Annotated in this window: 11 protein-coding genes; all 11 read right to left on the bottom strand. The window is 61.3% G+C overall.

Translation table 11 applies throughout. The features are described 5' to 3' along the window. Window positions 1-77: 77 nt before the first annotated feature. Complete coding sequence (locus tag K9L28_00195) at window positions 78-1337, bottom strand: phenylacetate--CoA ligase (GenBank protein ID MCF7934751.1); 1260 nt, start codon at window positions 1335-1337, stop codon at window positions 78-80. Window positions 1338-1681: 344 nt separating this feature from the next. Continuing rightward, a complete protein-coding gene (locus tag K9L28_00190; protein ID MCF7934750.1) occupies window positions 1682-2476 on the bottom strand; it encodes a putative hydro-lyase in 795 nt (264 codons plus the stop codon). After that, window positions 2473-3249 carry a LamB/YcsF family protein gene (locus K9L28_00185; protein ID MCF7934749.1) on the bottom strand — a complete coding sequence of 259 codons (777 nt, stop codon included), beginning with the start codon at window positions 3247-3249 and terminating at the stop codon, window positions 2473-2475. Before K9L28_00185 ends, K9L28_00190 begins: the two co-directional genes overlap by 4 nt. Continuing rightward, entirely contained in the window at window positions 3236-4303 is a 1068-nt protein-coding gene (locus K9L28_00180; protein MCF7934748.1) for a biotin-dependent carboxyltransferase family protein, read from the bottom strand. The genes K9L28_00185 and K9L28_00180 overlap by 14 nt, the downstream gene beginning before the upstream one ends. Beyond that, window positions 4300-5040: a 5-oxoprolinase subunit PxpB gene (pxpB, locus tag K9L28_00175; GenBank protein ID MCF7934747.1), complete on the bottom strand. Its 741-nt coding sequence runs from the start codon at window positions 5038-5040 to the stop codon at window positions 4300-4302. Before pxpB ends, K9L28_00180 begins: the two co-directional genes overlap by 4 nt. 3 nt (window positions 5041-5043) lie before the next feature. Further along, complete coding sequence (locus K9L28_00170) at window positions 5044-6360, bottom strand: TRAP transporter large permease subunit (protein ID MCF7934746.1); 1317 nt, start codon at window positions 6358-6360, stop codon at window positions 5044-5046. 72 nt (window positions 6361-6432) lie between these two features. Next, window positions 6433-6963, bottom strand: a complete 531-nt coding sequence (locus tag K9L28_00165) for a TRAP transporter small permease (protein ID MCF7934745.1) — start codon at window positions 6961-6963, stop codon at window positions 6433-6435. A gap of 72 nt (window positions 6964-7035) precedes the next feature. Next, window positions 7036-8034 carry a TRAP transporter substrate-binding protein gene (locus K9L28_00160; GenBank protein MCF7934744.1) on the bottom strand — a complete coding sequence of 333 codons (999 nt, stop codon included), beginning with the start codon at window positions 8032-8034 and terminating at the stop codon, window positions 7036-7038. A gap of 271 nt (window positions 8035-8305) precedes the next feature. Beyond that, window positions 8306-9505, bottom strand: a complete 1200-nt coding sequence (locus K9L28_00155) for a hypothetical protein (protein ID MCF7934743.1) — start codon at window positions 9503-9505, stop codon at window positions 8306-8308. Beyond that, window positions 9492-10844: a sigma-54 dependent transcriptional regulator gene (locus K9L28_00150; GenBank protein ID MCF7934742.1), complete on the bottom strand. Its 1353-nt coding sequence runs from the start codon at window positions 10842-10844 to the stop codon at window positions 9492-9494. The genes K9L28_00155 and K9L28_00150 overlap by 14 nt, the downstream gene beginning before the upstream one ends. Continuing rightward, window positions 10822-12096 (bottom strand): HAMP domain-containing protein, encoded by a 1275-nt coding sequence (locus K9L28_00145; GenBank protein ID MCF7934741.1) that lies wholly within the window; start codon window positions 12094-12096, stop codon window positions 10822-10824. Before K9L28_00145 ends, K9L28_00150 begins: the two co-directional genes overlap by 23 nt. Window positions 12097-12100 lie beyond the last annotated feature (4 nt).

The following is a 12100-nucleotide window of genomic DNA, read 5'->3' as shown; positions in this document are numbered from 1 at the left end:
AGACACCCCTTCCATATAAAATGTGCCAATGGATTGAGTATAGCATATCTTTTTCCAGCAATGATGCAGGCCCCTGTCTATACGGGCTGCACAATACGCTTCGCCTTCCCGGCGGAACGTTCCAGACTTCCGGGGGGAAGCAGGTTCACGGAGGTGCGGATGCCCGTTACCTCGTGGATGGCCTTCAGGGCCCTCCTGGCGATCTGGCCGGTCCGCTCCTCCGAAAGGGGTTCGATGGTCTCGCAGTGGACGGCGAGTTCCTTCATGTAGTCCTTCTCCGTTACCTCGAGGCAGTACTGGAGTGCGAGCTCCTCGACGCGGCTCAGGGCGACCTCGACCTGGGAGGGGAAGACGTTGACCCCTCGGATGATCAGCATATCGTCGCTCCTCCCCTGAATCCTGTCGATACGCGGTTCGGTGGAACCGCAGGGACAGGAGCCCGGAAGGATGCGGGTGATATCCCCGGTGCGGTAGCGGACCACGGGCAGCGCTTCCTTGGTAAGGGTGGTGATGACCAATTCGCCCATCTCTCCCTTCGGAAGCACCTCTTCTGTCTCCGGGTTGATCACCTCGATAAGGAAATGCTCGTCGGAGATGTGGCAGCCCTGCTTTTCCGGGCACTCCATCCCCACCCCGGGGCCGATCACCTCGGAGAGACCGTAGGAGTCCAGCGCGGTGATCCCCAGATCCTTCTCTATACGGGAACGCATTCCTTCAGACCATGCCTCGGCGCCGAAGATGCCGATCCGAAGCGAGAGCTCCCCTACGCCCTCCATATCGCGGATCCGCTCGGCCAGATGGAGAGCGTAGGAGGGGGTGCTGGTAAAGACCGTCGTACCGAGATCCTCCATGAGCATGATCTGCCGTTCCGTAAACCCCCCGCCGGAGGGAACCACCATGGCCCCCAATGCCTCGGCGCCCCAGTGGAACCCGAGAGCCCCGGTAAAGAGCCCGTACCCCAGGGCAACCTGGAAGACATCCCCCGGTGTCACACCCGCCACCCGGAGCCGGTGCGCCATGATCTCCGTCCAGGTCGCGATATCCCGCTCCGTATAGGCGACCACCGTCGGTTTCCCGGTGGTCCCGGAGGATGCATGCACCCGGACAAGATCCTCTTTCGGGCAGGCGATCAGGCCAAGGGGATAGTGGTCCCTGAGGTCGCTCTTTTTCATAAAGGGGAGCAGCGCGACATCCTCGCGGTTTCTGATGTCCGCCGGCTGTACACCTGCCTGCTTCATTGTTTCGCTGTAGGGTGTCCGCTCCTCCCAGATGCGCTGGAGCGTTCCCCTCAGTCTATCCATCGGCCTTCTGTCGCCTGTCTCTGCTTTTCCAACCATCACGATCATCCCTTCTGTAGGCTGCCTCATGGTATCCCCGCCGGGCCCCGGTGGGGATAAAAAAAAAAGCCCCCGCGCGTGGCGGGGGCCGGTAGACTCAGTCCAAAGACGCCTAGACGCCGGACTGCCTTCCACTGGCTCCCGCGTTACGGTAGGCGTAATAATAGTAATATGCCGCTGTGGTTGCAAACTGTTTACAATCTAAAGGGGTCATGGACCAAAACCTCGCTGTCATAATTCTGACTTGGTAAACTGTATACCACCCGCGGGGTGTCTTGTCAAGCTCGTTGGGGTTGCGGCGTGCGCCGGCACCGGAGATCCGCACCGACCCCGCCTGGGGATACCTAACAGATGGCGTATTCGGAATCCCTGACCGAGCAGATGAACATATGTCCCGGCGCATGGGTGATGGCAAAGGGTGGGCGGGAGGACATAAGGATACTCTGTGGTGTCACCCCGCAGGCCCAGAAAACGGGCACCTCCCCCTCCCTCACCGGAACGGGATCCCCAAAGTCGGGAGCATCCAGATCGGTGATGCCGATTCCTTCGGGATGTCCGATCTGCACCGGTGCTCCGTGCACCGAAGGATAGTGACTGGTGATGATGACTGTTTTCGTGACCAGCTGTTCCGGAATGGGGCGCATGCTGACCACCATGGTACCGCTCAGTCGCCCGGCCTCTCTGCAGGGAACCGTCGTTCTGTACATCGGCACGTTCCGCCCCAGTTCGATATGACGCACCGGGATGTGGGCCTGCAGCATGGCCCATTCAAAGGTGAAGGAGCATCCAAGGAGGAAGCCGACCATACTGTCGTCCCACAGGGAAGCCACCTCCTCCCGCTCCTCCGCCAGTTCGCCCTTCCGCCAAACCCGGTACCGGGGCAGGTCGGTCCGTATATCCGCACCGGGAGCGACCCCCCGGGGTTCGGGGTCGCCCATCTCCGTCACGTCGAGCACGGGGCAGGGTTTTGGATTCCGCTGGGCGAACAGCAGGAAATCGTAGGCCCACTCTCTGGGCAGCATCACGAGATTCGCCTGCGCTGCTCCCGGCACCAGGCCCGAGGTGGGGCCTGTCCACTCTCCGTCCCGTATTGCTCTGCGGGCCTTCTCCGGCGTGGCGTACTGCGTTCGATCGGTCATCTGCCAACCAGCTCCTTCATCGGGACCACCGAGACACCGGCCTCCTCCAGATGACGCCGGATCGAGGCCGACATCTCCACGGCCTCCCCGGTATCGCCATGCAGGCAGATGGAGGTTGGCCGGAGTGCGATCTGCTCTCCGTCGATACTTTCTACAGTCCCATCGGTGATCATGCCGAGCACCCGCTGTGCAGCCACAGCTGGATCGTGCAGCACCGCTCCGGGGGTTCCCCTCGGCACGAGATGGCCGTTGGACTGATAGGCGCGGTCAGCGAAGGCTTCCGCCGCAAAGGGCACCTTCACCTTCTCGGCTGCGGGTCCGAAGGCGGTATTCGCAAGCCCCATCAGGATGATCTCTCCCCTGCCCGCATCCCTGGTGGCTTGGGCGATGGCCTCGGCGTGTTCCGGCGATTTCGCCGAGTCGTTGTAGAGCGCGCCGTGGGCCTTCACATGCTGTACGGCCACGCCCTCCAGGGCCGCAAAGGCCATCAGCGCCCCTATCTGATAGAGGCAGTAGTCATAGACCTCTTCAGGTTTGCATTTCATGGAGCGGCGGCCGAAGCCAAGCAGATCGGGATACCCCGGGTGGGCGCCTACGGCGACCCCCTTCTCCTTCGCCGTCGCCACCGTTTTCCGCATCACCGACGGGTCGCCGGCGTGGAATCCGCAGGCGACGTTGGCCGAGGTGATCTGCTCCATGATCTGGCTGTCCATCCCGATGGAATAGACGCCGAAATCCTCTCCAAGGTCACTGTTGAAATCAATCCTGGGCATCTTCTGTCTCCTCCCATTGCACATGATAGCTTCTGCCGTCGACGGTAAGCTTCCAGGTGGCGGCAGTCCGGCCCGTTCCGACGGGCTGCGGAGCCGAACGGAAGGCCGCCCTGGCCCGGCGGAGGTCTTCAAGCGCCTCTTCCTGCTCCTGCAGAGCCTCGATCGCCTCCTCCAGCGTGGTTTCCCGAAACCGCACCTCTCCCCCGGGAAGCTGCTGGGTCACCACAGGGATATCGGCGGTACAGACCACGGCGATCTTGGTGTACCCCCCTGTGGTCTGACGGTCCGAAAGCATGACGATAGGGTTGCCGTGGCCGGGCACCTGCACGGCACCGAGGGGAATGGGGTCGGAGATGACATCGGCCCCTTCCCTGTGTTCGATCTCGGGCCCTGTCAGTCTGTAGCCCATTCTGTCAGACTCTTCGGCCACGGTAAACACACTGTCGAAGAAGGTCACTTTTCCCGCTTCCGTAAAGGCCTCGTACTGGGGGCCCTGCAGGACCCGCAGCTCGGCGCTTTCCCCAAAGCGGGGCCGTAGCCCCTCGGGGCAGCAGAACCCCAGCGAACGCTGCCAGAGAGGAAAGGGGCATCCGCACTCCACGGCGTCGCCCCTGGCAAGGGTGCGTCCGTTGTAGCCGCCGAAGGAGGCTCGCAGGTAGGTTGCGGCACTCCCCATGACCGATTCCACCGCGATACCGCCGGCCGGACAGAGGTAGGCACGGGCGCCCTGTCCCTGGGGACCGCGGAAGGAGAGCCGGTCCCCCTCCTGCAGTGCGAAGGCGGTCCAGGGTGGAATGGGGGTCCCGTTCCGGCAGAGTCCCAGGTCGGCGCCTGCCAGAACGGCCAGGCCGTCCCCCTCCACCTCCAGGGTCGGCCCCAGTACCGTCACCTCCAGCGCCGGACTGTTCTCGGGATTGCCCGCCAGGATGTTCCCCGCCCGGAAGCTCCAGGCGTCCATGGCACCGGCGACAGGCATGCCGATGGCCTGGTAGCCCTTCCGCCCCAGGTCCTGAACAGTGGTGAGCAAGCCCGGGGAAACAACATGGAACCTCATCGCTCTTCCTCCTCGGTACCCGTAAACCGATCGGGCTGATAGACACCCTGCCTCACAGAGGCATCGATGTGTTCCCACTCCTCCCGGGTCACCGGACGAAAACGGATCCACATCCCCGCCTGTACCAGTGTGGGCGGGGACTGGTCGGGGTCGAAGAGCGCCAGCGGAGTCCGCCCGATCAGCCGCCACCCGCCGGGGCTCTCCACAGGATACACGCCCGTCTGGGCTCCGGCGATCCCCACACTGCCCGCCGGTATCCTTGTGCGGGGCGAGTCCAGTCGGGGGGTGGCGATGGAGGCATCCATCCCGCCGAGATAGGGGAACCCCGGGGTGAACCCCAGCATGTAGCAGTAGTAGGTTGCAGCGCTGTGCCGCTCTACGACCTCGTCAGGGGAGAGCGCGGCGTTTTCGGCTACGCTGTCAAGATCGGGCCCGGCCTCCCCGCCATAGAGGACCGGCAGGACAAGCCCCTCCCGCTTTCCAGGGGTGGAGTCGGAAACAGTGGAAGCAATCTCTTCCAGGACGTTTCGCAGAGACTCCCAGGAACGCATCTGCAGGGGATCCACGTAGACCGCCAGGGAACGGTAGGCCGGGACGAGTTCTTCAACGGCGGTGAGGCCCCGACGGGTCACGGCTTCGCGGAGGGCATGGACCCTGGCGTTGGTCTCCGGCGCGATACGCTCTTCGAATTCGACGAGGAGACAGCTGTCTCCAGCCTGGGTGATCCGGAAGGACATCCCCTAGCCTCCCCCCACCATAAGGCTGGGCAGGTAGAGTACGATACCCGGGAAGAGCGTCAGGACAACAGTGATGACCAGCAGCATGATGAAAAAGGGCAGGGCCGAGATGGCGATCTTCCCGATGCTCTCGTCCACGAGCCCATTGATGACAAAGAGATTGAACCCCACCGGCGGTGTGATCTGGGCGAGCTGGATCATGATGACGAGGTAGATCCCGAACCAGAGGGGGTCGAACCCCGCCAGATTCACCAGAGGAAGGGCGATGGGGAGACTCATGACGATCATGGAGAAGCCGTCAAGCAGACATCCCATAAAGAGGTACATGACAGAGAGGATCACAATCAACAGATAGGGCGAGAGGTTCAGCGAACCGATATACTCCGTGAGCGCCCTGGGGAGCCCGAGGTACCCCACCGAAACGGAGAGAAAGGCAGCCCCGCAGACAATCCACATGATCATGCAGCTCGTCTTGACGGCGCCCATCAACGCCTGCCTGAAGACATCGAAGGTCAGGCTTCTGCTCAGGGCCGCAAAGAAGAGCGATCCCAGCACCCCCACCGCTGCGGCTTCAGTGGGGGTGGCCCAGCCGGCGTAGATACTCCCCAGCACAAAGCCCACCAGTATCACAACAGGCGCAAGCAGCGGCAGAGAGCGGATCCGCTGTCCCCAGGTGGGAGCAGTCGTGCCTGCCGGTGCGAACTCCGGATGCATAAGGCTTCGGGCCATCACATACCCGCTGAACAGAAAGGCTATCATAAGTCCCGGGATAAGGCCGCCGACAAAGAGTTTCCCAATACTGACATCGGCCATGATCCCATAGACCAGCATCATCATGCTGGGTGGGATCAGGAAACCGAGGGTTCCGGAACCGGCAAGGGAGCCGAGACACAATCCTCTGCTGTAGTTGCGTTTCGACAGTTCCGGCAGCGTGATCTTACCCACCGTGGCGGTGGTGGCCGCCGAAGAACCGCTCACCGCGGCAAAGAGGGCGCTGGCGAAGATATTCACGTGGATCAGACGCCCGGGGATTGCGTCCATCCATGGCGAGAGCCCCTTGAACAGATTGCCCGATATCTCGCTCCGGAAGAGGATTTCTCCCATAAAGATGAAGAGGGGCAGAGCCAGCATTGTGGAACCGCTGGTATTGTTCCACATCACGTTCCCCATGATATTGATGATCACGTGGTCGGGGATGCTCATAAAGAGAAAAAGACCGCCCAGACCTACAAAAAAAAGAGAGATTCCGATCCATACGGAACTGCCCAGGAAAAGCACCAGCAGCCCCAGGAGGGTCATTGAAACCGTAAAGAGATCCATGGTACCGACGTCCTTTCAAGATCAGTGTGCGTACCGCTCCATGCGTTGCATAGACAACGGGGACTGCGCTCCCTACCGCCCCAGCTGGACAGCCTCACCCACGTTCTCCGTCTCGCCTCTGCGGAGCTTCTGAAGATCACGGAAAAACTCGGCCACAAACTGCAGCATCAGCATCACCGCGCCGATGAAAAGGAAGGACTGGGGAATCGCCAGATAGGTCTCGGTGATACCCATGGATTTGGTCCCGCTCACCACGGAATCCCAGAAGAAATTCCAGGTTGCGTATGTCAGAAGGATGCAGAAGACAAACCCCACTCCATAACAGATCAGATCAAGAATGAGCCGCTTCCTCCCGTGAAGGGCTGTATGAAGAAAGGTCATACGGATATGGCCTTTCTCCTGCAGCGTATAGGCGAGGGCCAGTGCGGTGAGCGCAGCCATACAGTAGCCTGCGTACTCGGCCGAGATATAGAGCGTGGTCCCCAGAAAGGTCCGCGCCACAATCTCGGAAGACACCAGCAATGTCCCCAACACAATCAAAATGCCTGACAGCACGCCGCCAAGCCTGGAAATCCTGTCGATACAGCGAATGATCGCGTTCACAATCTCTCCTCCTTACCGGAAACAAAAAAGCATACCGGTCGGCACAGAGGTCGACCGGTATGCCCTGTGCCGTTACTTCCTGCCAACCTCCTCGAGGAAGGCGTTGTAGATCTCCTTCGCCTCTTCGGGGGACTTGGCGAGCCACTCGTCGCGGATATCCGCGGTCACATCGGTAAGGTTGTTCATGAATTCCTCGGAGATGGGCACACTGACGATACCGTGCTCGTTGCAGATCGCTTCCTTTTCTTTGTCCAGTTCGGCGACCTTGCTCCACATAATCTCTTCCATCTCCTTGCCCTTCTCGACAAGAACCTCCTGCAGTTCCGGGTCAAGGTTGTTGAACGCCCGGAGATTGACGGTCACCATATCGGTAGCCATGGTCACATTGATACGGTCGAAGTATTTGAGCACTTCCCAGAACTTGGCGTCCACTGCGGTGGGTGTGGAGGTCAGAACCGAGTCGATCAGCCCCGTTGCCAGGGAGGAGTAGACCTCGCTGAAGGGCAGCGGATGGGGGGTCGCCCCGACGGCTTCCATGACAAGGGCGCCGTTTTTGTCGTAGGTCCTGGTTTTGAGCCCCTCCATATCTTCCAGGGAGGTGACCTTCTCCTTTGTCCAGAGCCCCGCAGCCGGCCAGGGAGCGATGTAGAGGATCTTCTGGTTCCATTTCTCCTCACAGGCTTTGTCGAAGTAGGGACGGGCGATCTCGTTGAGCAGCCGGCCTTCCTCGAAGCTGTGGACCAGGAAGGGGAGGGTGACGATGCCGAAGATCCGCTCGTCGCCCTGCACACCGCTGACCAGCATATCCGACATGGGAACGATGCCGTCGCGGACCACCTTGAGCAGCTCGGGGCCTTTGAATCCAAGGGCGCCGCCGGCCTGGACAACCAGTTCCAGTTCACCGTCCGTCGCCTCTTCCACCATAGAAGCGTACTGCTCCAGTCCCTGGGTGTGATGGTTATTGGTCGGCCATACCGAGTTGACGTTCCACCGGGTCGCCGCAAATGCGGAACCGGCAAGAAGACCGACTACCAGAAGGGAAACCGCGCAGAGTGCAAAAAACCGTTTCATTCGCATATTCCTCCTTTTTGTTTCATCCACCTATTCCACTGTACAACCAGCTGCCGCGAGACGCCATCGTCACCCCCTTCCCGCAAACGATGATCGCACTTGACGCATGCAGCACCTCCACCCCTTTACAAGCAACAAAGTTGCCAAAATGAAAAATCCCGAAAACCCTGCAACTGCAGCCACCCACCGAACCCAGGGGGCCAACCTGCTGTGCGGATTCCGCACGGACACCACTGCAGGCGCACGGTCTGCTCTCCAGCGACAGGCTCCACTATCGGCAACAGCGGCGATGGTAGCTCACCGTCCGTACAGGAAGGGAAAGCTCGCGGGCGATCCTCCTGTCCCGCTTCCCCATCCTTCGTCCCTGGGCGATATATTGCCTGACCTCATCTACGGAGAGATCCGGACGCGCGCGCAGCGGGCGCGAAAAGAGGTGTTCCAGCGGGACGATCCCCCGGGGAGACGTCGCCCAGGTCCCGGCTACGGCCCGGTGCACTGTGGAGGGATGCACCCCCAGCGCTGCAGCGGTTTGGCGCATGGTGCACGGTCCCGGAGCATGGCTCTGTTCCTCCAGGTAGCGTTGCTGGCGCTGGCCTGCATAACAGGCGATCCGCACCATCATTCGGTACCTCCCGGCCAGCGCGAGCAACAGGGCCCTGGATTCCCGTTCCAGAAAAGGCCATGCTCCCCTCCTCGAGGCTATGGTGCCCTCAAAACGCAGCGTCGGCAGGTTTTCCCGGACCAGTCGAACCCGCACTTGTTTTTGGGCAAAGGAGATCGCGATCTCCGGCATGGGTGGAGAATCCCGGGGACCTTCCATATCCTGCGCGGGAAAGGGCGTGAGCCGCGCCAATTCCTCGAGGGCGTGATGTATGCGCTCCTTGGGCCACCCCGTGGCCTCCTGGACAGCGTCTACGTCCTGTTGCTCGATCTGAGGCACGTACTCCCTGAGCAGGAATGCGGCATCGCTCTCCGCCGAACCGGCACGCTGGAGCTGCAGCAGGAGCACCTCGGCCAACCCACGGCCGAAGAGACCCGGTGGGTCGACCCAGCTCTGCACGGCGTGGAGCAGCTCTTCTGTCTGATCTGCAGAGAGATGCAGTTCCCGCGACAGGGCCGCAAGGGGGGTCCTGAGGTATCCCCTGCGATCGAGGGCAGACAGCAGTGTGGCGATTGCCGATGAAGGCAGCCGCCGCAAAGCCGGGCACGTGCTGAGCTGCCTGTAGAGCTCCTCTTCCATGGAAACGGCACCGGCGACACGCTCCAGGGATTGATCCTGGGAACCCCTCTGCAGTCCCGGCGGAGGGACGAGTTCGATAAAGGGGTCATCCCCGAGCGCCTCGGAGAGGGTTTCCGTCAACGCGGCTCCGCGGACGTAGAGGATGCGCAGCCGGCTCAGAAGTAGGGGGAGAGGAACCGGCCGGACCTGCAGCTCCGCACGAAGGTGGGGCCTCCAATCAGGCGAAGCCATACTTCTGCAACCTCCGTAACAGCGCGTACCTCGATATGCCGAGTTTCTTCGCGGCCTGGGTTCGATTCCCCCCGCTTCCGTTGAGGGCTCCCTCGATCAAATCCCGTTCGTACCTGTCCACACGATCTACCAGCGAGACGTCCCTGTCCTCCTTCCCCGGATTCCGGGTATCGGGAAGCCCTTCAAGCATATCGGGGGGCAGGTCGGAGAGACGGACAAACTGGTCCTCCACATCCTTTAGTATGGCGATGCGTTCGATGAGATTGCGCATCTCTCTGACGTTCCCCGGCCAGGGGTGCGACAGAAGCACATCCTCCACTTCGGGCGTGAAGGCGAAGGGCTTGCGGCCCCTTTTATCACAGAAGAAATCCCGGAAGTAGCGCGCCAGCTCGAGGACATCCCGTCCACGTTCCCGCAAGGGCGGGATCGTGAGCGGCAACAGGGAGATCCGGTAGTAGAGATCCTCTCTGAAAGCCCCCTTCTGTACCCGCTGTTCCAGCGAACCGGCGGTGGCGCACACGACACGGAGGGCCACACGGCTTTCCTTCATGCCACCCAGCGGACGGTAGGTCCGGGAATCAAGAAAACGGAGCAGTTTCCCCTGCAGTTCCATGGGGATATCGGCAATCTCGTCGAGGAAGAGGGTCCCCTTTCCGGCAAGGGAGATCAGCCCTTCCTTATCCTGTTCGGCACCCGTATAGGCGCCCCGTTTGTGCCCGAAGAGCTCCGCCTCAAGCAGAGATTCCGGGATGGCCGTGCAATTGATAGCCACAAACTCGCCGGAACAGCCCGCCATATCGTGCAGCAGGCGGGCGACGACCTCCTTGCCTGCGCCGCTCTCACCCTGGAGCAGCACATTGACATCCTGATGCGGCGCCACCTTGTGGAGGAAAGACCACACCCGTTCCAGCGCCGCAGAGGATCCGATCAACTGCTGCGTCTGTTCCCTGGAGAGACTCTCGACCCTTCTGGAGAGATGCAGCGCTTCTCCGGCCCGGCGCACCATATTCTTGACTGCTTCCAGAGGGAAGGGCTTGTCCAGAAAATTCCAGGCTCCCTCCCGGATCGAACGGACCACCGTGGAGGAATCCCCGAAGGCGGTCATCACAATCACCCGGACCCAGGGTGCCGCCTGCAGGATATGGGGCAGTGCGTCCAGACCGTCACCGTCGGGCAGTCGCACATCCAGCAGTGTCACATGGGGGGGCATCTGCTCGGACAGCCCAGCCCGAAGGGCGCTGAGAGAATGGAATGCGGTGACATCGTGGCCTTCCCGTTCAAGGGCCACACGCAATCCCCGTACCAAGTGTTCCTCGTCATCCACGATCCATACCTGCACCGCAGGGGGCACCTCCTCTCGGCAATGTAAGGCGGAACTCCGCTCCCCGCTCCCGGGGAACCAATTCGATCGTGCCGCCGTGGCTGTCCACCACGATCTGGTGGGTGACACTCAACCCCAGGCCAGTCCCGTACTGCTTGGTGGAAAAGAAGGGATCAAAGATGCGTTCGCGCACCGACAGCGGGACACCAGGCCCTGTATCGACAAAGGAAACCGCCACCCCACCCTCCCCGCGTCCGGCCCTGATCGAAAGCGTTCCCCCTTCATCCATCGCCTCAATCGCATTGATCGAGAGATTGAGAAAGGCCTGCTGCAATTGGGCCTCCTCGCCGCAGACCGTCAGGGATCCAGGGACATCCACATTCCAGCTGACACGCTTCTCTTCCAGCCGGACCAACAGTATCTCACGACACCACTCGAACAGGGGAGCCAGGGGAAGCTCCTGCATGGCTGGAGATCGGTTTGTAGAGAATCGAAGCAGCTGCAGTACGATCTTGTTGAGGCGATCCAGCTCCTTTTCTACGATGGAAAAGTGCTCCCGCCCCTCGTCATGGACATACTCCCGGAGCAGCTCGATATGGATGCGCAGCGATGCCAGAGGGTTCTTGATCTCGTGGGAAACGCCCGCCACAAGCTTTCCCAGGGCTGCCAGGCGCTCCATTCTGGCGATATTCCGCTGCACCTGCTGCCATTCGCGGAGCTCTTCGACCATTGTATTGAAGCCCCGCGACAGCTGACGGATCTCCGCGGGTGTCCGCTTTCCCGTGTTGATCGCCACCCAGTTTCCCCGGCTTACCTCGTCAAGCCCCCAGGCGAGGCGCTTGAGCGGTCTGGTGATGCCATAGGCCCAGAATATGACAATCTCCAGAGAAAAGAGAACGGCGATCACCGCCACGACAAGCAGTGGACGGTTCCGCTCCAGAAGATGCATCCATATCTTCTTCCGGTCCAGCGTCAACAGCCACCCCTTGCCGTCGGCCGTAAAGAGCAGTTCCCCACCGTAGAGCTCGGGAGAGACACTCTGGATACGGTCGATGTTCCACCACGGCTCAAGCGTCGAAAGCAGCGGTGCCGCTGCTTCTCCCGAAAGCGCCTGCACCACGGGTCTGATGCGCTGCAGCACCGCCGCCGCCTCCTGGTTACGCTGCCTGTACCCCTGGTACAGGCCTGTTCCCAGCAGCACGGTCACCAGGGTCAGCACAATCCCGATGACAATCCGTTTGAGCTGGGTCTCTACGTTGTTTCCAAGCATCGAG

The organism is Synergistales bacterium (assembly GCA_021736445.1).
Lineage (GTDB): Bacteria > Synergistota > Synergistia > Synergistales > Aminiphilaceae > JAIPGA01.
Note: the sequence above shows the minus strand (reverse complement) of the source record. Positions and strands in the feature narration are given on the sequence as shown.